Below are 19,857 nucleotides of genomic sequence, written 5' to 3'. Positions count from 1 at the left end.
CCTACGGCGGCATGGCTCGCCACGGTGGCGGCGCGTTCTCCGGCAAGGACCCCTCGAAGGTCGACCGCTCGGCCGCCTACGCCATGCGCTGGGTCGCCAAGAACGTCGTGGCCGCCGGGCTCGCCCGTCGCTGCGAGGCCCAGGTCGCCTACGCCATCGGCAAGGCCGCCCCCGTGGGTGTCTTCATCGAGACCTTCGGCACCGGCATCGTCCCCGACGAGGCCATCCAGCAGGCCGTCCTCGAGGTCTTCGACCTGCGACCCGCCGCGATCATCCGCGACCTCGACCTGCTCCGCCCGATCTACGCCAAGACCGCGGCGTACGGACACTTCGGTCGCGAGCTGCCCGAGTTCACGTGGGAGACCACCGACCGCGCCGAGAAGCTCAAGGCTGCCGCCGGCGCCTGAGAGGTTCTTTGATGCAGGAGTCCCCGCTTAGGCGGGGACTCCCGCACAGACAGGCCGTTGCAACGGCCAAGAGGCGCAAGAGTTGGCCAACCAGTTGGCCGCTCCGGGCATTGTCGGTGGCCGCTGATTGAATGCGCCCCATGACCAACCACGAGGCCGGGACAGCGGACATGCTGCCCGGCCTGCGTGCGTCCGTGACCGACGCGAAGGCCAAGGCCGCGGCGACGCGGGCGCGCAAGGCCGCGGAGTTCGAGCCCGCCGAGGTCGATCCCGTGGCGCGGGTGCTGGTCGACGTCCCGCTCGCCCATCTCGACCGCCCGTTCGACTATGCCGTGCCCGCCAAGGACGCAGCCACGGCCGTGCCCGGAGCGCGGGTCAAGGTGCGCTTCGCCGGCCAGGACGTCGACGGGTTCGTGCTCGAGCGCGGGGCCACCAGCGACCACCACGGCCGCCTGCAGCCCCTGCGACGCGTCGTGAGCGCGGAGCCGGTCCTGCATCCCGAGGTGGCTGCGCTGACGGCCGGCATCGCAGAGCGGTACGCCGGTGCGCGAGCCGACGTCCTGCGGCTGGCCGTGCCGCCGCGGCACGCCGCCACGGAGAAGGAGCCCACGCCGCCGAGCCCGACCACGACCGCCACGCCCGATCCGGAGGCGTGGCAGCACGTCGTGCACGGAGCGACGTTCCTCGCCCATCTCGGCGCCGGGGCAGCGCCCCGCGCGGTGTGGACCGCCGCTCCCGGCGAGGACTGGCCGGCGATGTTGGCGCACGGCGTCGCCGCAACGCTCGCCAGCGACCGGGGGTCGCTGATCTGCGTTCCCGACCAGCGCGACGCCGAGCGGGTCTCGTCGGCGCTCGACGCCGTCCTCGGCCCCGACCAGCACGTCGTGCTGACCGCTGAGGCAGGTCCTGCGAAGCGCTACCGCGAGTTCCTGGCGGTGTCGAGGGGCGCACGCAGGGTCGTGGTCGGGACCCGCTCGGCGGCGCTCGCGCCGGTGCACGACCTGGGCCTGGTGGTGATCTGGGACGACGGGGACGACCTGCACGCAGAGCCGCGGGCGCCGTACCCCCACGTCCGGGAGGTGCTCGCGATGCGCGCTGCCCAGCAGGGGACAGCGATGCTCGTCGCGGGGTTCGCCCGCACCTGCGAGAGCCTGCTGCTGCTCCGCAGCGGCTGGGCCCACGAGCTCGCATCCGACCGGGCCGTCGTCCGTGCGCGGGCCCGGGTCGACGTGGTGCCGGCCGAGGACCGGGCGGTCGGCTCGCGGGTGCCACGGGCGGCCTACGAGGTCATCCGTGAGGGCCTGACGAGCGGGCCCGTCCTGGTGCAGACCCCGCGGGCCGGCTATGCCCCCTCGCTCGCGTGCGAGCGCTGCCGCACCCCCGCCCGCTGCGCGGCCTGTGCCGGGCCGCTGGTGCTGACCGGACCGACCACACCTCCGACCTGTCGGTGGTGCGGGACGGCCGACCCCGCGTGGGCGTGCCGGGAGTGCGGACACCGCGGGCTCCGGGCTCCGGTGCGCGGCGAGGCGCGCACGGCCGAGGAGCTGGGTCGCTCCTTCGCCGGCACCACGATCCGCAGCTCGAGCAGCGACCGGGTGCTCGCCGGCGTCTCGAGCCGCCCCGACATCGTCGTCGCGACGGTGGGGGCCGAGCCGCCCGCCGACGGTGGCTACGCCGCCGTCGTCATCCTCGACACCTGGCTGACCGTGGCCCGCGAGGACCTGCGTGCCAACGAGGAGGCCCTGCGCCGCTGGCTCGGCGCCGCCGGCCTGGTCCGGCCCGGGGGACGGGTGGTCGTCGTCGGCGACCCGGCCCTGCCGGTCCTGCAGGCCCTGGTGCGCTGGGACCCCGCAGGCTTCGCCGAGCGCGAGCTGGCCGACCGGTCCCAGACCCACCTGCCGCCTGCTGCCCGGCTTGCGACGATCACGGGGGAGCCGGGCCCGCTCGACGATGCGCTGACGCTGCTCGACCTGCCGGAGGTGGCCGACCTGCTGGGGCCGGTGCCCGTGGGCAACGCCAGGGACGAGCAGCGCGCCGTGATACGTGTGCCGCTCGCCTCCGGACCCGCGTTGACGGCTGCGCTGGGAGAGCTCCAGCGCGTGCGGAGCGCCCGCAAGCTCGACGCGGTCCGGATCCAGGTCGACCCGCTGGTGATCTGAGCGCGCGTGATCGAGTGGGCCGCTGATGCGCGAGCGATGGGTGGGCGCCTCTAGCATTGGTGCCTTCCGACCGAGGAGAAGCACCACGTGGCCGTCCAGCCCATCCGATTGTTCGGCGACCCGATCCTGCGCAAGCGGGCGATCGAGGTCGACGCGTTCGACAAGGAGATCCGCACGCTCGTGCAGGACCTGACCGACACGATGCTCGCGGCTCCAGGTGCGGGCCTCGCTGCGCCGCAGATCGGTGTCGGCCTGCGTGTGTTCACCTGGAACGTCGAGGGCCAGCTCGGCCACCTCATCAACCCGGAGCTCTCGCTGAGCGACGAGACGCAGGAAGGCGCCGAGGGCTGCCTCAGCCTGCCGGAGCTCACCTACGAGTGCCTGCGCGCGCTCTCGGTCGTCGCCTCCGGCTTCGACATGTACGGCGAACCGCTCCGCATCGAGGGATCCGACCTGCTCGCCCGCGCGATCCAGCACGAGACCGACCACCTCGACGGGATCCTGTTCATCGACAAGCTCGACACGGCCGCCCGCAAGGCCGCGATGAAGGAGATCCGCGAGTCCGACTGGTTCGGCCTCGAGCGACCGACCGTCAAGGTCAGCCCGCACAGCACCCTCGGGTTCGGCCTGTGATGCGCGTCGTCTTCGCTGGCACGCCCGACGTCGCCGTACCCGCCCTGGACGCCCTGGTCGCCTCGGGCCACGAGGTCGTCGGCGTGGTCACCCGCCCCGACGCCCCCTCCGGTCGCGGCCGCAAGCTGGTCGCGAGTCCCGTGGGGCTGCGCGGCGAGGAGCTCGGCGTGCCCGTGCTCAAGCCGGTGCATCCGCGCGACCCCGAGTTCCAGACAGCGCTCAAGGAGCTCCGGCCCGACGTCTGCCCGGTCGTGGCGTACGGCGCCCTGTTGCCGCAGTCCGCGCTGGACATCCCCGAGCACGGCTGGATCAACCTGCACTTCTCGATCCTGCCGGCCTGGCGTGGTGCCGCGCCCGTGCAGCACTCGATCTGGGCCGGTGACGACATGACCGGCGCGACGACGTTCCGGATCGTGAAGGAGCTCGACGCGGGTCCGACGTTCGGCGTGATGACCGAGCGGATCCGCCCGACCGACACGGCCGGCGACCTGCTCGGCCGACTGGCCGAGGGCGGCGCCGAGCTGCTCGTCCGCACCCTCGACGGCATCGCCGACGGGTCGCTCGAGGCCCGCGACCAGCCCGCCGAGGGCGTCACCTTCGCGCCGAAGATCCTGGTCGAGCACGCCGAGATCGACTGGACGGACACCGCCGAGCGCATCGACCGCCAGGTGCGCGCCTGCACGCCCGGTCCCGGAGCCTGGAGCACGTGGGAGGGCGAGCGCTTCAAGATCGGCGCCGTCACCGTCGCGTCCGAGCGCGAGCGCCTCGACCCCGGTGTCCTCGACGTCACCAAGAACGCCGTCTTCGTCGGCACCGCGACGCATCCTGTCGAGCTCGGTGAGGTCAAGGCCTTCGGCAAGAAGCAGATGCGCGCCGCCGACTGGGCGCGTGGCGTCACGGTGCCAGCGGGAGCACGGTTGACCCCTCACCCCGTGGGGTGAGGTGCGTCACCCTTCAACCACCTGCGCGTTAACCTCCCCGGACGCCCACCATCTCGGAGGTCACACGTGGCAACGCTCGAATTCCTGGACAGGCGCCACACCGTGGCATCCCACTCCTACAACCGCTGGCTCATCCCGCCGGCCGCTCTCGCCGTGCACCTGTGCATCGGCCAGGCCTACGCCACCAGCGTCTACAAGAACTCGCTGATCGAGCACTTCGAGGCGTCGCAGACCGCGATCGGCATCGTGTTCTCGATCGCGATCGTGATGCTCGGTCTGAGCGCCGCGCTCTTCGGCACCTGGGTCGACCGGGTGGGTCCGCGGATGGCGATGTTCACCGCCGCCTGCTGCTGGGCCACCGGCTTCCTGGTGGGCGCCGCAGGCATCGCCACCTCGCAGCTGTGGCTGCTCTACCTCGGATACGGCGTGATCGGCGGCATCGGCCTCGGCATCGGCTACATCTCGCCCGTCTCCACGCTGATCAAGTGGTTCCCCGACCGTCCCGGCCTGGCCACGGGGATGGCGATCATGGGCTTCGGCGGCGGCGCGATGGTCGCATCGCCGGCCTCGCGCCAGCTGCTCTCGTTCTACGACCCGTCCTACGACTCGGCTGACCCGGCCTCGCTGGCCGGCGGGCACGCGCTCACCCTGCTCTTCGTGACGCTGGGCCTGGCCTACTTCGCCATCATGATGATCGGTGTCGCCAACATCCGGGTGCCGGCACCGGGCTGGAAGCCGGCCGGGTTCGACCCGTCGACGGTGAAGACGAAGGCGCTCGTCACCACCGACGACGTCTCGGCCGCCAACGCGATCCGCACGCCGCAGTTCTGGCTGCTGTGGACCGTGCTGTTCTGCAACGTGACCGCCGGCATCGGCATCCTCGAGCAGGCCAGCCCGATGATCCAGGACTTCTTCCGCGACGGCGAGACCTCCAGCGTCAGCGTCGCCGCGGCCGGCGGGTTCGTCGGCGTGCTGTCGCTGTTCAACATGGCAGGGCGCTTCGTGTGGTCCAGCACGTCCGACGTGATCGGTCGCAAGCCGATCTACATGCTCTACCTCGGCCTCGGCATCGTGCTCTACGTCCTGCTCGCCCTCACCGGCTCCTCCTCGACGGCCGTGTTCGTGCTCCTGGCGGCGATGATCATCTCCTTCTACGGCGGCGGGTTCTCCACGGTGCCGGCCTACCTCCGCGACCTGTTCGGGGTCTTCCAGGTCGGTGCCATCCACGGCCGGCTCCTCACCGCCTGGTCGGCCGCAGGCGTGGCCGGGCCGCTCATCATCAACCGGTTCCTCGACAGTGCCGGCGGCGCCGGGACACTGGACGCCGACGCCTACCGGCCCGCGTTGTTCACGATGGTCGGTGTGCTGACGGTCGGCTTCGTCGCCAACCTGCTGGTCCGCCCGGTGGCGGCGAAGTTCCACGAGGACATGACGCGCCACGCTCTCGCCCGGGAGGCCGACGAGGCCGCGAGCGAGGCCGCCGACGCGACGTCATCGACCGACGCCAGCGTGGTCCGCCTGGTGCTGGCCTGGTCCGTGGTCGGCATCTTGTTGGCGTACGGCGTGTTCCAGACCTTCACGACAGCGCTGAAGCTGGTTTCGTGAACTTGCGTCGGTCCCGGCCCCACCGCGTACGGTCGGTGCCCATGAGCTCCCCGTTGTCACTTGTCCGACCCCGTCGCGCAGCTGCTGCCCTGGCCGGAGCCGTGCTCGCCTCCCTGCTCAGCCCCGTGCTGACGGGTGCGCCTGCCCAGGCCGACCACGCAGGTGCCGAGCCAGGCCCGATCAACGCCGCCAGCACCTTCGGCTGGTGGAACCGCGGCATCGTGTGGCGCGAGGAGTTCGAGGCGCCGTACACCGGTCAGATGGGCCCGCAGTGGGTCGCCGACGGCCCCGGCCAGGTGTGGCACCAGAACGGCATGCTGACGCTCAACGCCACCAGCAAGGGCACCGTCCGCGCGACGCTGGCCGGCGCCGGCGCGGAGGTGGGTCGCTGGGAGACGCGGCTGCGGAGCCGGCAGTACGGCCGTGGCGACGCCCGCTACCGCGTGCTCGCCGAGCTCGTCCCGGCCGGGGGCGCCGAGGAGAACTGCGGCGGCCGCAACATCGCGCTCACGAGCTACACCCCCCACGGCAAGGCGGCCCACGTCTACGCCCGCACCCTGCCCAACGTCGCCTACAAGGGCAGCCACCCCATGGACCTCGGCCGCGACCGGTGGCACACCTACGCCGTCGAGGTGACGCGCGAGCGGATCTCCTGGTTCATCGACGCGCACGTGGTCTTCACCGAGCGACGTGACGACCTGCTCTCCGGTGTCCCGCTGACGGTGCGGTTCACGATGCAGGCCAAGGGCGAGCGCACCATGAACATCAGCCGCATGCAGATGGACTGGGTGCGGCACTGGAGCCTCGAGGCCCCCAACCTGCAGCCCGTCGACGCGCCGCCCACCCGCCCAGGCGTCTACAACAAGGCCTGCTGAAGCCGCCGCCGAGCCGGGTCTAGGCTCGCGTCTCGTGACCAGGCCCGCCCGACCCGACGACGTGGACGCGATCTGTGCCGCGCTGCCGGGCACGGAGCTCGGCACCACGTGGGGTGACGTGCCCACGTGGAAGGTCCCGCGCGGTGAGAAGGGCCGGGGGTTCGTGCTCTACCGCCACCCCCACAAGAGCGCCGTCGATCCATCCACAGGGGAGCTGTACGACGACCTGCTGGTCATCCGTACGGCCGGCCCGGCCGACAAGGCGGCCCTCGTGGAGGACGGCTCGACGCCGTTCTTCACCATCGACCACTTCCGCAACACCTCAGCGGTGCTCGTCCAGCAGTCGCGCCTCGGGGAGCTGACCCTCGACGAGCTCACCGAGGTGATCCACGAGGCGTGGCTGGCGGTCGCACCCCGACGACTGGTCAAGGAGTTCCTCGCCGATGGCTAAGGACAACCGGGTTGATCCCTCACGACTCGCCGCCTACGACGTGCTCAAGGCCGTGCGACTCGACGACGCCTACGCCAACCTCGCGCTCCCGCAGGTGCTGGCCGAGCACAAGCTGGTCGGGCGTGACGCCGCCTTCACGACCGAGCTGGTGTCCGGCACGATCCGCTGGCAGGGGACCTACGACGCGATCATCGACGCCTGCCTGACCAAGCCGAAGCTCGAGGCCAAGGTGCGCGACGCGTTGCGTCTCGGGGTGCACCAGCTCCTCTCGATGCGCGTGCCGGACCATGCCGCGATCAGCACCAGCGTCGACCTGGTCCGCGCCCGGATCGGCGTCGGGCCGGCCGGCTTCACCAATGCGGTGCTCCGCAAGGTGAGCGCCCACGACCTCGAGGCCTGGATCCAGCAGGTGGCGCCCGACCCTGCACGGGACCCGGTCGGCTTTGCCTCCATCGCACACTCCCACCCGCGCTGGGTCGTCGAGGCGCTGGGCGAGGCGCTGGGCTCGGCCGACGAGCTGCCCGCCCTGCTGGCGGCCGACAACGCCGCCCCGAAGGTGATGCTCGTGGCCCGTCCGGGTCTCTCGACCGTCGACGAGCTGGTCGCGGCTGGCGGGGTGCGCGGCACCTTGTCGCCGTACGCCGTCGAGCTGGCCGGCGGCGACCCGTCGGCCGTCCCCGCGGTGGCCGAGGGTCGCGCGGGCGTGCAGGACGAGGGCTCCCAGCTGGTGGCGCTGGCACTGGCCGATGCCGGGCTCGAGGGACGCGACGAGCGCTGGCTGGACGTGTGCTCCGGGCCGGGTGGCAAGGCCGCCCTGCTCGCCGCGCTCGCCGGACAACGCGGGGCCCGCGTGCTCGCCAACGAGCTCCAGCAGCACCGCGCACGCCTGGTCGCCCGGGGCACCCGCGCGGCGTCGGTCGGGCTGAGCGGCGTCGTCACCGGTGACGGCACCCGCCCGCCGTGGCGCGCGGACACCTTCGACCGGGTGCTGGTGGACGCTCCGTGCTCCGGGCTGGGCGCGCTGCGCCGGAGGCCGGAGTCGCGATGGCGCCGTACCCCCCAGGACCTGGACGTGCTCGTGCCCCTGCAGCGAGCGCTGCTGGCGAACGCGATCGCCTCCGCACGCCCGGGCGGCGTGGTCGTCTACGCGACCTGCTCGCCGGTGCTCGCCGAGACGACAGGTGTGGTGCAAGCCGTCCTGACCGGGCGCAGCGACGCGCAGCTCGAGAGCACGCGGCAGCTGTGGCCGCACCGCGACGGCACCGATGCGATGTTCATCGCCACCATCCGCCGCCTCTGAACCCGCCTCTGAGTGTTCTCCGTACCTACATTGAGGGGTCACCTGTTCCCTCCCGGGCGATTCGTGTGGATGATGGGCTGCGGGGGACCGATCGAGGTGATCGGCACATAGGGGATCGAGTCAATCGGTGCAACATCGTCGACGAGTCGCAGTCATCGCTGCGGCCCTGCTCTCAGCACTGGCCGTCACGCCTGCACACGCAGACGACTCCGCCGTCCAGACCCTGACGGGACCAGGCTCACCGCTCGACGGGATGCACCTCACCTACGTCGGCTGCGACGCCATCGGTGGCCCGGCCACCGCGCCTTCGACGCGGATCAACCGCGGCCCCGACGCGGCGCCGCTCGGGCGCCGCAGCTTCGGTCTCGTGCCGGCGGGACCCGGCACCGCTGCCGGTCCGACGATCTCGTTCCTCTCGATGGCGGCCCTCGGCGCGGCCGTCGACGTCCGCTCCGAGAGCGGCACCACGGGCGCCTCCTACATCTGGGTCACGTCCCTCGACGCGCCGGCCGGGCACGCCTGGCGTGGCCGGGCCCCGCTGGCGGTCCCGCCCGCGACCTGGCAGCACGTCGACACCGCGAGCCTGACCCACGAGTGGCACCTGGTCGACCTCACGACAGGCATGGCCACGGCCGTGGAGAGCGCCACGCCCGCCGAGTTCGTGGCACGGCACGGCGACGGCGCCGGCTATGTCGTGACCGGCTTCGGCTGCGACGGCAACAGCTTCAACGTCGACGCGATCCGCGGCAACGGCCGCGTGTGGGACTTCGAGGGGCTCACGCTCGCGACCTCGATCACCACGTCCGCGCCGGGACTGGCGGCCGGGGAGCAGCTCACCGTGGCCGGCTCGGTGACCGACGGCAGCGGCCGGGTCACCGGTGACCCGCTGGTCCTCCAGGCGCGCGCGCCCGGGGCAGCCGAGTGGACCGACGTGTCGCCACTGACCTACATGGGCCCCGACGGCTCGTCGCGCGCCACCGTCACCGTGACCGAGACGCAGGAGCTCCGCTGGCTGCGTCCCGAGAGCGAGTACGCCGACGCGGGCACCAGCGACGTCGTGCTGGTGACCGTCACGCCTGCTCCGAGCGAGCCGCCGTCGCAGGCACCCACCCCCGCCCCCGAGCAGAGCCCGACGGCCGCCACCGCTGGCTAGGGTTCGGTCATGGCGACCTCACCCAGCACCGAGATCGAGGTTGACGACCGCGTAGTCCGGGTGAGCAACCCCGACCGCGTCTACTTCCCGGAGTCCGGCGCCACCAAGCTCGACCTGGTGGACTACTACCTCGCCGTCGGCGACGGGATCGTCAACGCGCTGCGCGACCGGCCCTGCATGCTGCACCGGTTCCCGAAGGGGCTCGCCGGCGACAAGGTGCACCAGAAGCGGATCCCCGCCGGCGCGCCGCCGTGGGTGGAGACCGTCCGCCTGCACTTCCCGCGCTGGAACCGCACCGCCGACGAGCTCTGCGTCACCGAGCTGGCCAGCGTCATCTGGGCGGTGCAGATGTCGACGGTCGAGTTCCACCCCTGGAACAGCCGCCGCGCCGACACCGAGTCGCCGGACGAGTGGCGCATCGACCTCGACCCGGGACCCGAGTGCGACTGGGAGACCGTCCAGCGGGTCGCGCACATCTCCCACGAGGTCCTCGACGACCTCGGTGCCGTCGGCTTCCCGAAGACCAGCGGCGGCTCCGGGCTGCACGTCTACGTCCGGATCAAGCCCGACCACGGCTTCCAGGACGTACGCCGCGGCGCCCTCGCCTTCGCCCGCGAGGTCGAGCGCCGCGCCGGCGGGGAGGTGACCACCGCCTGGTGGCGCAAGGACCGCTCGCCCGACCAGCTGTTCGTGGACTACAACCAGAACGCCCGCGACCACACGATCGCCGCCGCCTACTCCGTCCGTGGCGTCGCCAACGCCCGCGTCTCCGCGCCGGTGCGGTGGGACGAGATCGACGCCTGCGAGCCCGACGACTTCACGATCTTCACCATGCCCGCCCGCTTCGCCGAGATCGGCGACCTGCACGGCGGGATCGACAACGAGGTCTTCGACATCGCACCGCTGCTGGAGTGGGCCGAGCGGGACGAGGCCGCGGGTGCCGAGCCGCCCGCCGACCCCGAAACCGCCGGCCCCTAGGCTGACGCCCGTGGGAATCCAGATCACGCCGTCCATCCTCAACGCCGACTTCGCCAAGCTGGGGGAGGAGATCGGCAGGATCGGCAGTGCCGACTGGGTGCACGTCGACATCATGGACAACCACTTCGTGCCCAACCTGACCTTCGGGCCGTCGATGATCGAGGCGCTCAGCAGGTCCACCGACATCCCGCTCGACGCGCACCTGATGATCGAGGACTGCGACACCCAGGCGCCGCTCTACGCCGAGGCCGGGGCCAGCAGTGTCACCTTCCACGTCGAGTCGACGAAGGCCCCGATCCGGCTGGCCCGCGAGCTCCGCAACCAGGGCGCACGCGCGAGCATGGCCCTCAAGCCCGCCACGCCGATCGAGCCCTACGAAGCCCTGCTGCCCGAGCTCGACATGGTGCTGATCATGACCGTGGAGCCCGGTTTCGGCGGCCAGAAGTTCCTCGACCTGTGCCTGCCCAAGATCCGTACGGCGCGGGCGCTGATGCGCAAGCACGGCGTCGAGACCTGGCTCCAGGTCGACGGCGGCGTCAGCCTGGAGACGATCGAGCGCTGTGCTGAGGCAGGCGCCGACGTGTTCGTGGCGGGCAGCGCCGTCTACTCCGCCGCCGACCCCGACGCGATGGTGCGCGAGCTGAAGGCGAAGGCCGAGGCCGCGCTGACGTGAGCAAACGGGCCACGGTCGACGACATCCACGCCACAGCGCTGGGGATGCCGCACGTCACCGTCGCCAAGCCGGGCCCACGGCCCGTCTACCAAGTGGGCTCCAAGTCGTTCGTGTTCTTCCGGACCCCGCGGCCCGACGCATTCGACCCGGCGACGGGGGAGCGCTACGACGACGTCATCGTCTTCTGGGTCGGGTCCGAGGGGGACAAGCTCGCCCTCGTGCAGGACGAGACGACGCCCTTCTTCACGACCCCGCACTTCGACGGCCACCCGTCCGTCCTGCTCCGGGCCTCCCGGGTCGGCGAGGTGTCCCGCGACGAGATCGTCGAGCTGGTCCAGGACGCGTGGCTGGCCCAGGCTTCCGCCCGGCGTGGGCAGACCTGGCTGCGCGAGCACGACCTGGACAGCTCGTAACGCATGCAGTTGGCCTCGGCCAGCGCCGGGTCCACGCTCACCTCGGTGGTGGCGCCGGCGAACTGCCTTCAGTTGGCAGATCAGCCGGGGTTCTCACCCCCGGTCACCGGCGTCGCCGACGTCACACCCGGACACCCGCGCGGGAATGTCGGGCGTTGTGGCAGAGTTCGACCCAGCAAGAGCGTGCTCTGGGGGCGGTGGAAATCCGCACCGGCGGTGAAAGTCCGCGACCCGGCCACAGCCGGTGGCCGGTTGACCAGGTGCAATTCCTGGACCGACGGTCAAAGTCCGGATGAGAAGATCACGCAGCGTGGACGTCGTCACGACGCTCGCGCCCGCACCCCGGAGTCCATTTTTCGGACATGAGGGGTAGCGATGACCACGACACCAGCCGAGCAGGCTGCGATGCGCCGCGCGCTGACGCTCGCGGCGACGCCGGGCGTGCCGCTCGGGCCCAACCCCCGGGTCGGCTGCGTGCTGCTCGACGCCGAGGGTGTGGAGATCGCGGAGGGCTTCCACCGCGGTGCCGGTACGCCGCACGCCGAGGTCGCAGCGTTGACCGAGGCCGGCGAGGCGGCCCGCGGGGCGACGGCCGTCGTCACGCTCGAGCCCTGCAACCACACCGGCCGCACCGGTCCCTGCGTCGAGGCGCTGATCGCGGCGGGCGTGCGCCGCGTCGTCTTCGCCCAGCGCGACCCCAACCCGGAGGCCGCCGGGGGAGCAGCGGCGCTCACCGCGGCCGGCATCGAGGTCGAGGCCGGGGTGATGGAGCCGGTCGCCCGTGGGATCAACCGCGCCTGGACCTTCGCCGTGGAGAACGAGCGCCCGTTCGTGACCTGGAAGTTCGCGACCACCCTCGACGGCCGCAGCGCCGCCGCCGACGGCACCAGCCGCTGGATCAGCGGTGCCGACGCCCGCCGCGACACCCACACCCTGCGTGCGGAGTGCGACGTCCTCCTCGTCGGCACCGGCACGGTCCTCATCGACGACCCGCAGCTCACCGTCCGTGACGAGGTCGACGAGCCCGTCGAGCACCAGCCGCTGCGCGTCGTCATGGGCGAGCGCGACGTCCCCGCCGACAGCCGGATCTTCGACGCCCCGGGCGAGGCCAAGCACCTCGTCACCCGCGACCCGGCGAAGGCGCTGCGCCAGCTCCGCGACCAGGGCCGGGTCCACGTGTGGCTCGAAGGCGGCCCCACGCTGGCCGCGGCCTTCCTCAAGGCCGGGCTCGTCGACGAGATCTACGCCTATGTCGCGCCGACCTTCCTCGGGGCCGGCCTCAACGCCGTCGGCGACCTCGGCATCACCACCGTCACCGACCAGCTCCGCTGGCACCTCAAGCGAGCGTCCGTCATCGGCACGGGCGCCGACGCGACTGTCCGCCTCACCCTCCACCCGTCGAAGGAAGGGATCTGATGTTCACCGGCATCGTCGAAGAGCTCGGCACCATCGAGGCCGTCGAGGAGCAGGGCGACGCGATCCGCCTGACCGTCCGGGCCGCCACCGTCCTCGAGGGCACCGGCCTGGGCGACTCGATCGCCGTCAACGGCTGCTGCCTCACCGTCGTGACCAGCGACGCCGGCACCTGGACCGCCGACGTCATGCAGGAGACCCTCGACAAGACCAGCCTGCACGGCGTCACGGTGGGCGACCCGGTCAACCTCGAGCGCGCCGTGACGGTGGAGAGGCGCCTCGGCGGCCACATCGTGCAAGGCCACGTCGACGGCGTCGGGGAGGTGCTGCGACGTACACCCAGCGAGCACTGGGAGGTCGTGGAGATCTCGATCCCCGGCGACTTCGGCCGCTACCTCGTCGACAAGGGCTCGGTCACCGTCGACGGCGTGAGCCTCACCGTCGTCGAGGCGAAGGACGCGAGCTTCACCGTGAGCCTGATCCCCGAGACCCTCGCCCGCACCACCCTCGGCACCCGCCAGCCCGGTGACCGCGTCAACCTCGAGTTCGACGTGATCGCCAAGCACGTCGAGAAGCTCCTCGTCGGCGGCTACCTCGACCGATTCAGCACGAACCACGAGAAGGACCAGGCATGAACGCCGAACCCACCCCAGGACCCATCCGGCTCGACAGCGTCGAGCGCGCCATCGCGGACATCGCCGCCGGCAAGGCCGTCATCGTCGTCGACGACGAGGACCGCGAGAACGAGGGCGACATCATCTTCGCCGCGGCCAAGGCGACCCCGGAGCTGATGGCCTTCACCATCCGCCACTCCAGCGGCGTGATCTGCGTGCCGATGCCCGGCGACATGCTCGAGCGCCTCGAGATCCCGCTGATGACGCCGCACAACAAGGACAAGCTGCGCACCGCCTACACGATCTCGGTCGACGCCCGCGACGGCGTCAGCACCGGCATCAGCGCCGCGGACCGCGCCCACACCGCGAAGGTGCTGGCCGACTCGGCCACCGAGCCGTGGGAGCTCACCCGTCCCGGCCACGTCTTCCCCCTGCGCTACCGCGAGGGTGGGGTCCTCGTACGCCGCGGGCACACCGAGGCAGCCGTCGACCTGGCCAAGCTGGCCGGCCTGACGCCTGCCGGCGTCCTGGTCGAGGTCGTCAACGACGACGGCACGATGAAGCGCGCCCCGGAGCTGCGGGCCTTCGCCGACGAGCACGGGCTCGCGATGATCTCGATCGAGGGCCTCGTCCGCTACCGCCGCCGCCATGAGCTGCACGTCCTGCGTGTCGCCGAGACCCGCCTGCCCACTGCCCACGGTGAGTTCACGGCCTACGGCTACCGCATCACCATCGACGACAGCGAGCACGTCGCGCTGGTGTACGGCGACGTCTCGGGCCCCGAGCCCGTGCTGACCCGCGTGCACTCCGAGTGCCTCACCGGCGACGTCTTCGGCAGCCACCGGTGCGACTGCGGCCCGCAGCTCAACGAGGCGATGAAGCAGATCGTCGCCGAGGGCAGGGGAGTGGTGGTCTACCTCCGCGGCCACGAGGGCCGTGGCATCGGCCTCGTCGCCAAGCTGCAGGCCTATGCGCTGCAGGACGCCGGGCGCGACACCGTCGACGCCAACCTCGACCTCGGGCTGCCCGCGGACGGCCGCCACTACGGCACGGCCACGCAGGTCCTGCGCGACCTCGGCATCGAGTCGGTGCGACTGCTCACCAACAACCCGGACAAGACCACCAGCCTCGAGGAGTTCGGGATCAAGGTCCCCGAGACCGTGCCGCTGGCGATCCACCCGACCCACGACAACATCGACTACCTGCGCACCAAGCGCGACCGGATGGGCCACCTGCTGCCCGACCTGCCGGAGGTCATGACTGAGGAGCTGCACCAGTAATGAGTGGACACGGAGCCCCTGATCAGAGTGCGTTCGACGCGTCCGGCCTGAAGGTCGCCGTCGTCGCCGCGAGCTGGCACACGGAGGTGATGGACGGCCTGCTGGCCGGCACCGAGCGTGCCCTTGCCGCCCACCAGGTCGCCGACGCGACGATCGTGCGGGTGCCCGGCACCTTCGAGCTGCCCGTCGTGGCGCTCGCGCTCGCGAAGCAGGGCTACGACGCCGTCGTCGCGCTCGGCGTCGTGATCCGCGGCGGCACCCCCCACTTCGACTACGTCTGCACCGCCGCCACCGACGGGCTCAACCGGGTCGCACTCGACACCGGGGTGCCGATCGGCTTCGGCGTGCTCACGTGCGACGACGACCAGCAGGCGCTGGATCGAGCCGGTCTGGAGGGCTCCAAGGAGGACAAGGGCTGGGAGGCGACGTCCGCGGTGCTCGAGACAGCCCGGATCCTGGCGGACCTACGCGCATGACGCCCCTCGGGATGGTCGTGGCGGGCTTGCTGCTGGTCGTCAACGACTTCCGGTTCAACGGGCTCGACCTCATCCCGGACCTGATCGGGTGGGGCATCGTGCTGGGCGGCCTCGCCAAGCTGGCCGGGCGTAGTCCCTGGTTCACCGCGGCGGCGGTCGCCGCGTCGTTCGGGGTCGTGCTGGGCATCCCCCTGCTCCTCGTCGAGGCGGGACGGGGGCTCGTCGCGGCGGAGAGCCTGGTCATCGGGGTCCTCGTCTTCGGCACGTGCACCGGCATCAGCGCGGTCGTTGACCGGTCGGACGTGCAGCGCACCGCCAACCTGCTGCGGTGGATCGGCCTGGCGGTGACGCTGACCGCCCTGCTGTCGTCTGCCCTGGGTCGCTCGATCATGGTCACCGCAGACGGCGCGCAGGTGGCCGCAGCGGTGGTCGTCCTGCTCGCGCTCGCCTTCTTCGCGTGGTTCCTCGTCTTCTTGTGGAGCAACCGCAAGGATCCTGCGCTGGGCGCACTCGACGCGCGCACCCAGCCCGAACCCGTGGGGTGAGCGGTGCCGGTCCTCGGACCGGGGCAGGGCGCAGGCGCGTGTGCGCCTAGGCTTGCTGCTCGTGAAGACGTTCGAGGAGCTCTGGGCCGAGCTGAGTGAGAAGGCCGCGACCCGACCCGAGGGTTCGGGCACCGTCCAGCAGCTCGATGCCGGCATCCATGCGATCGGCAAGAAGCTGATCGAGGAGGCCGCCGAGTCCTGGATGGCCGCCGAGCACGAGGGCAAGGACGCCACGGCGCTCGAGATCAGCCAGCTGCTCTACCACGCACAGGTGCTGATGCTTGCCAGCGGACTCACCCTCGACGACGTCTACGCCCACCTCTGAGAAGCCGGTACCTCCCGAGATGACTCTCCGCATCGCCGTACCCAACAAGGGCGCCCTGTCCCAGGCCGCCAGCGAGATCCTGCGTGAAGCCGGCTACCGCCAGCGCACCGACTCCAAGGAGCTCGCGCTCATCGACGCCGACAACGGTGTCGAGTTCTTCTACCTCCGTCCCCGCGACATCGCGCTGTACGTCGGTGAGGGCACGCTCGACGTCGGCATCACCGGCCGCGACCTGCTGCTCGACTCGGGCGCGCACGCCACCGAGTCGATGGCGCTCGGCTTCGGCCGCTCGAAGTTCCACTTCGCCGGTCCGGCCGGGCACTACGACTCGCTCGACCAGCTCGCCGGCAAGCGCATCGCCACGTCCTACGTCGGCGTGGTCGAGGCGTTCCTCGCCGAGCGCGGCATCGACGCCACGGTGACCCGGCTCGACGGCGCCGTCGAGACCAGCATCCAGCTCGGTGTCGCCGACGTCATCGCCGACGTCGTGGAGACCGGTTCGACGCTGCGGGCCGCTGGCTTGGCCACCTTCGGGGAGATCATCCTCGAGTCGGAGGCCGTCCTGATCGCGCGCCAGGGCGCCCAGAACGCTGAGTTCGAGATCTTCCGGCGCCGGGTCGAGGGCGTCATGGTCGCCCGCAGCTACGTGATGATGGACTACGACATCGAGCAGTCCAACCTCGACCGCGCCGCGGCACTGGCGCCCGGGCTCGAGGGCCCGACGATCTCACCGCTCGGCAAGGCAGGCTGGGTCGCCGTGCGGGTCATGGTGCCGCGCGCCGGCTCCCAGCGGCTGATGGACGAGCTCTACGGCCTCGGCGCCCGCGCCATCTTGCTGACCGACATCCACGCCTGCCGGCTCTGACGTCGTCGCCCACATGACCGCGCCCGACGCTCTCTCCCTGCCGCACACGTGGCGCCCCTTCGGCGCGCGCATCGCGGTGATCTTCTTCGGCGCGATGCTGGTGCTGATGTGCGTCTTCGCGTGGATCGGCTTCGACCCCGAGATCCGGGCGAAGTTCACGCTGTTCCAGCGCTCGACGATCGTGTTCATCGGCCTGCTCTACGCCGTGGCCGGCTATGCCCTGGCCCGGTCACGGGTCGTGGCGTCCGAGGCGGGCGTGGTGGTGGTCAACGGCTACAAGCGGCGCGACTACGAGTGGGCCGAGATCATCTCGATCCACCTGCCCGTCGGCGCACCCTGGGCGACGATCGACCTCGCCGACGGCAGCACGACGTCCCTGCTCGCGATCCAGGGCTCCGACGGCGACCGGGCGCGATCTGCGGTCCGCACCCTGCGTGCGCTGATCGATCGCTGAACTTCGCGTCGCCGTCACCGCCGCGTCACCGTGAGGTGATGGTGTGCGCGCATGACACTCGGACTTCGCGCCCTCGCGCTCTCCTCGCTCGCCCTCGCCGCCGCGGCCCTGCCGGCGCACGCTGCCCCCGAGGGCTCGCCGGTCGCACCGGACGGGGCCACGCTGTCGGCCTGGTCGGTGCTGCCCGCGGCGACGTACGTCGCGGACAGTGAGCCGAGCGGCCACTGGACGTCGGGCAACGCCGCCGTCCCCGCGCCGTACGCCGCTCAGCCGGTCCAGGGCTTCTCCGGCACCCACGCGCTGGGCGACGGCTCCTTCCTGGTGCTCAGCGACAACGGCTTCGGTGCCAAGGCCAACAGCGCCGACTTCCTGCTCTCGGTGCACCGGATCACCCCCGAGACCTTCGCGGCGGACGGTGACGGCGAGACGACGTACGACGAGACGCTCTTCACCTTCAGCGACCCGCACCACCACATCCCGTGGCCGATCTGGCGCGACGGAGCCTGCGAGGACGCCGAGGACCTGCCGGCTGGCTACGCCTGCCCGGACGCCGACCGGGTGCTGACGGGCTGGGACTTCGACCCGGAGTCGCTGCAGGTCGCCGACGACGGCACCTTCTGGGTCGGCGAGGAGTTCGGGCCCTTCCTGCTGCACCTCGACGCCACCGGTGAGCTGATCGAGCCGCCGATCCCGACCCCGGGCGTCATGAGTCCCTCACACCCGACCCTCGGGGACGCGGTGCCCAACCTCGCGAGCTCCAAGGGCTTCGAGGGCCTGGCGATCAGCCCCAACGGCACCACCCTGCGGCCGATGCTCGAAGGGGCCACGGCCGAGGACAAGGCGGCGGGACTCGACCATGACCTGCGGATCTACACCGTCCGCAACGGCGCCTACGCCGACGGGTTCCTGCGCTACGAGATGGAGAGCCCCGCCCACGCGCTCGGCGACTTCATCCAGGTCAACAACCACGAGGCGCTGGTGATCGAGCGCGACAACGGGGCGGGTGCGAAGGCCGTGTTCAAGCGGATCTACCTGGTCGACCTGCGCGACACCGACGAGGACGGCTACGTCGAGAAGCGGCTGCTCGTCGACCTGATGGACGTCGCGAACCCGGCTGGCCTCTCGCCGTACGGCGACCCGTTCACCTTCCCGTTCTTCACCATCGAGGACGTCGAGATCCTCGACGCGCGCGCCATCGCGGTGATGAACGACAACAACTTCCCGGCGGTCGGCGGCCGGTCCAGCACGGAGCCCGACCAGAACGAGTACGTCGAGATCACCCTCGCCGAGCCGCTGAAGGTGGACCGCCGGCTGCTGCCGGGGCGCTGAGCTACTCGGCGGGGAGCGCCCGGATGCCCCAGGTGACGGACAGCTCGTCGCCGCGGGAGCCGGCGGGCGCGAGCGTGACCAGGTCCACGCCGGAGTTGAACGCGTCGGCCGGGGCGGTCATCGGCTCGACCGCGAGCGAGCGGCGCTCCTTGCCCGGCACGTCGTCGGCGCTGTAGAGCAGCAGCCACGGGATCTTGTCGTCGACCCACAGCGCCACCCCGTGCCCGTCGCGCGGATCGCGCAGCGTGGTGGTGGCGACCCCGTCGACGCGGACCAGGTCGCCGTAGGCCTCGTTGAGCTGCACCGCACCGATCGCCCGGCCGGTCCGGAAGTCGTGCTCCTCGTCGACCGGGACGGTCTCCGTCGGGATCAGCCGGTCGTCGGTGAGCACGCGGGTGCCGGCGGGCAACGTCAGCTCGAGGTCGTCGATCACCCCGTTCCTCGCGGCGCCGACGCTCAGGTAGGGGTGCGCTCCGCAGGCGTACGGCGCCGCCTCGCCACTGAGGTTGGTGGCGGTCTGCGTCACGGTCAGCCCGTCGGCGGACAGGTCGTAGAGCACGTGCAGGTCCACGGCCCACGGATAGCCCGTCTGGGCCATGACGCGGAGCACGAGCGACACCGAGTTGGCGGTGTGCTCCTCCAGCGTCCACGCCGCCCAGCGCGCGAGCCCGTGGGAGGCGTTCGAGCGCTTCGGCTCGGTGAGCGCCAGCTGGAGGTCGCGCCCGCCGAAGGAGAACTTGCCGTCGCGGATCCGGTTGGGCCAGGGCATCAACAGCTGGCCGCGCCCTCCCGGTGACATCTCGTCGACCGCGAAGCCGTCGACGAGGGGGCGGTCGGCGTACGACAACGTGCGCAGCGCGGCGCCGCTCTCGGTGACCACGGCGCGATAACCGCCCGCCGCGATCTCGAACTGCTCGCCAGAGGGAAACACCATGGCGCCCACCCTAGGTGTTCTGTCCACGGAGGTT

General features: G+C 71.6%; 22 protein-coding genes and 1 riboswitch. Of the genes, 21 read left to right on the top strand and 1 reads right to left on the bottom strand.

Annotated features, from left to right (window positions below; translation table 11 throughout):
• From CF8_RS23125 to CF8_RS10820, 21 genes are all read left to right on the top strand, one after another.
• Positions 1-407 (top strand): methionine adenosyltransferase domain-containing protein (locus tag CF8_RS23125; protein ID WP_036490760.1); only part of this gene is annotated, 407 nt, incomplete at its 5' end.
• A 140-nt stretch (positions 408-547) separates the two neighbouring features.
• Entirely contained in the window at positions 548-2,566 is a 2,019-nt protein-coding gene (locus CF8_RS10915; RefSeq protein WP_010833179.1) for a primosomal protein N', read from the top strand.
• Between the two features lie 87 nt (positions 2,567-2,653).
• The gene (gene def, locus CF8_RS10910) at positions 2,654-3,199 is read left to right on the top strand and encodes a peptide deformylase (RefSeq protein WP_036490758.1); all 546 of its coding nucleotides are present in this window, start codon (positions 2,654-2,656) and stop codon (positions 3,197-3,199) included.
• Entirely contained in the window at positions 3,199-4,140 is a 942-nt protein-coding gene (fmt, locus tag CF8_RS10905; protein WP_010833177.1) for a methionyl-tRNA formyltransferase, read from the top strand. Before def ends, fmt begins: the two co-directional genes overlap by 1 nt.
• 66 nt (positions 4,141-4,206) lie before the next feature.
• Entirely contained in the window at positions 4,207-5,745 is a 1,539-nt protein-coding gene (locus tag CF8_RS10900; protein WP_036490756.1) for an OFA family MFS transporter, read from the top strand.
• A gap of 41 nt (positions 5,746-5,786) precedes the next feature.
• Entirely contained in the window at positions 5,787-6,620 is an 834-nt protein-coding gene (locus CF8_RS10895; RefSeq protein ID WP_156887208.1) for a family 16 glycosylhydrolase, read from the top strand.
• A 34-nt stretch (positions 6,621-6,654) separates the two neighbouring features.
• A complete protein-coding gene (locus tag CF8_RS10890; protein WP_036490754.1) occupies positions 6,655-7,071 on the top strand; it encodes an MmcQ/YjbR family DNA-binding protein in 417 nt (138 codons plus the stop codon).
• Positions 7,064-8,371 (top strand): RsmB/NOP family class I SAM-dependent RNA methyltransferase, encoded by a 1,308-nt coding sequence (locus CF8_RS10885; RefSeq protein ID WP_010833173.1) that lies wholly within the window; start codon positions 7,064-7,066, stop codon positions 8,369-8,371. Before CF8_RS10890 ends, CF8_RS10885 begins: the two co-directional genes overlap by 8 nt.
• 127 nt (positions 8,372-8,498) lie before the next feature.
• Positions 8,499-9,524: a hypothetical protein gene (locus tag CF8_RS10880; protein ID WP_010833172.1), complete on the top strand. Its 1,026-nt coding sequence runs from the start codon at positions 8,499-8,501 to the stop codon at positions 9,522-9,524.
• A 9-nt stretch (positions 9,525-9,533) separates the two neighbouring features.
• A complete protein-coding gene (ligD, locus tag CF8_RS10875; protein WP_010833171.1) occupies positions 9,534-10,502 on the top strand; it encodes a non-homologous end-joining DNA ligase in 969 nt (322 codons plus the stop codon).
• A gap of 10 nt (positions 10,503-10,512) precedes the next feature.
• Positions 10,513-11,175, top strand: coding sequence for a ribulose-phosphate 3-epimerase (gene rpe / locus CF8_RS10870; RefSeq protein WP_010833170.1), 663 nt, complete (start codon positions 10,513-10,515; stop codon positions 11,173-11,175).
• Entirely contained in the window at positions 11,172-11,588 is a 417-nt protein-coding gene (locus CF8_RS10865) for an MmcQ/YjbR family DNA-binding protein (protein WP_010833169.1), read from the top strand. The genes rpe and CF8_RS10865 overlap by 4 nt, the downstream gene beginning before the upstream one ends.
• 179 nt (positions 11,589-11,767) lie before the next feature.
• A riboswitch (FMN riboswitch) is annotated at positions 11,768-11,897 on the top strand.
• Positions 11,898-11,963: 66 nt separating this feature from the next.
• On the top strand, positions 11,964-13,004 hold the full coding sequence (gene ribD, locus CF8_RS10860) for a bifunctional diaminohydroxyphosphoribosylaminopyrimidine deaminase/5-amino-6-(5-phosphoribosylamino)uracil reductase RibD (protein ID WP_010833168.1): 1,041 nt from the start codon (positions 11,964-11,966) through the stop codon (positions 13,002-13,004).
• Positions 13,004-13,636 carry a riboflavin synthase gene (locus tag CF8_RS10855; RefSeq protein ID WP_010833167.1) on the top strand — a complete coding sequence of 211 codons (633 nt, stop codon included), beginning with the start codon at positions 13,004-13,006 and terminating at the stop codon, positions 13,634-13,636. Before ribD ends, CF8_RS10855 begins: the two co-directional genes overlap by 1 nt.
• Complete coding sequence (locus CF8_RS10850) at positions 13,633-14,895, top strand: bifunctional 3,4-dihydroxy-2-butanone-4-phosphate synthase/GTP cyclohydrolase II (RefSeq protein WP_010833166.1); 1,263 nt, start codon at positions 13,633-13,635, stop codon at positions 14,893-14,895. The genes CF8_RS10855 and CF8_RS10850 overlap by 4 nt, the downstream gene beginning before the upstream one ends.
• Positions 14,895-15,371, top strand: a complete 477-nt coding sequence (gene ribH / locus CF8_RS10845) for a 6,7-dimethyl-8-ribityllumazine synthase (protein WP_010833165.1) — start codon at positions 14,895-14,897, stop codon at positions 15,369-15,371. Before CF8_RS10850 ends, ribH begins: the two co-directional genes overlap by 1 nt.
• Positions 15,368-15,916 (top strand): hypothetical protein, encoded by a 549-nt coding sequence (locus CF8_RS10840; RefSeq protein WP_010833164.1) that lies wholly within the window; start codon positions 15,368-15,370, stop codon positions 15,914-15,916. Before ribH ends, CF8_RS10840 begins: the two co-directional genes overlap by 4 nt.
• A gap of 61 nt (positions 15,917-15,977) precedes the next feature.
• Positions 15,978-16,241 carry a phosphoribosyl-ATP diphosphatase gene (locus tag CF8_RS10835; protein ID WP_036492870.1) on the top strand — a complete coding sequence of 88 codons (264 nt, stop codon included), beginning with the start codon at positions 15,978-15,980 and terminating at the stop codon, positions 16,239-16,241.
• Positions 16,242-16,260: 19 nt separating this feature from the next.
• Positions 16,261-17,106 carry an ATP phosphoribosyltransferase gene (gene hisG, locus CF8_RS10830; protein WP_010833162.1) on the top strand — a complete coding sequence of 282 codons (846 nt, stop codon included), beginning with the start codon at positions 16,261-16,263 and terminating at the stop codon, positions 17,104-17,106.
• Positions 17,107-17,119: 13 nt separating this feature from the next.
• A complete protein-coding gene (locus tag CF8_RS10825) occupies positions 17,120-17,560 on the top strand; it encodes a PH domain-containing protein (protein ID WP_010833161.1) in 441 nt (146 codons plus the stop codon).
• 51 nt (positions 17,561-17,611) lie between these two features.
• Positions 17,612-18,889, top strand: coding sequence for an esterase-like activity of phytase family protein (locus tag CF8_RS10820; RefSeq protein ID WP_010833160.1), 1,278 nt, complete (start codon positions 17,612-17,614; stop codon positions 18,887-18,889).
• A gap of 1 nt (position 18,890) precedes the next feature.
• Here CF8_RS10820 and CF8_RS10815 read toward each other — a convergent pair whose 3' ends face one another.
• Complete coding sequence (locus tag CF8_RS10815) at positions 18,891-19,823, bottom strand: aldose 1-epimerase family protein (protein ID WP_010833159.1); 933 nt, start codon at positions 19,821-19,823, stop codon at positions 18,891-18,893.
• Positions 19,824-19,857 lie beyond the last annotated feature (34 nt).

The sequence above is a fragment of the Nocardioides sp. CF8 genome (genome assembly GCF_000389985.1).
Taxonomy (GTDB): Bacteria; Actinomycetota; Actinomycetes; order Propionibacteriales; family Nocardioidaceae; genus Nocardioides; species Nocardioides allogilvus.
This window is presented reverse-complemented; position numbering and strand designations above follow the sequence as displayed.

Coding starts and splice junctions, on each gene's coding strand:
- CF8_RS10895 (WP_156887208.1), top strand. CDS start 5,787: ATGAGCTCCCCGTTGTCACTTGTCCGACCCCGTCGCGCAGCTGCTGCC.
- ligD (WP_010833171.1), top strand. CDS start 9,534: ATGGCGACCTCACCCAGCACCGAGATCGAGGTTGACGACCGCGTAGTC.
- CF8_RS10825 (WP_010833161.1), top strand. CDS start 17,120: ATGACCGCGCCCGACGCTCTCTCCCTGCCGCACACGTGGCGCCCCTTC.
- fmt (WP_010833177.1), top strand. CDS start 3,199: ATGCGCGTCGTCTTCGCTGGCACGCCCGACGTCGCCGTACCCGCCCTG.
- CF8_RS10815 (WP_010833159.1), bottom strand. CDS start 19,823: ATGGTGTTTCCCTCTGGCGAGCAGTTCGAGATCGCGGCGGGCGGTTAT.
- CF8_RS10885 (WP_010833173.1), top strand. CDS start 7,064: ATGGCTAAGGACAACCGGGTTGATCCCTCACGACTCGCCGCCTACGAC.
- CF8_RS10840 (WP_010833164.1), top strand. CDS start 15,368: ATGACGCCCCTCGGGATGGTCGTGGCGGGCTTGCTGCTGGTCGTCAAC.
- CF8_RS10850 (WP_010833166.1), top strand. CDS start 13,633: ATGAACGCCGAACCCACCCCAGGACCCATCCGGCTCGACAGCGTCGAG.
- ribD (WP_010833168.1), top strand. CDS start 11,964: ATGACCACGACACCAGCCGAGCAGGCTGCGATGCGCCGCGCGCTGACG.
- ribH (WP_010833165.1), top strand. CDS start 14,895: ATGAGTGGACACGGAGCCCCTGATCAGAGTGCGTTCGACGCGTCCGGC.
- CF8_RS10855 (WP_010833167.1), top strand. CDS start 13,004: ATGTTCACCGGCATCGTCGAAGAGCTCGGCACCATCGAGGCCGTCGAG.
- CF8_RS10915 (WP_010833179.1), top strand. CDS start 548: ATGACCAACCACGAGGCCGGGACAGCGGACATGCTGCCCGGCCTGCGT.
- CF8_RS10820 (WP_010833160.1), top strand. CDS start 17,612: ATGACACTCGGACTTCGCGCCCTCGCGCTCTCCTCGCTCGCCCTCGCC.
- hisG (WP_010833162.1), top strand. CDS start 16,261: ATGACTCTCCGCATCGCCGTACCCAACAAGGGCGCCCTGTCCCAGGCC.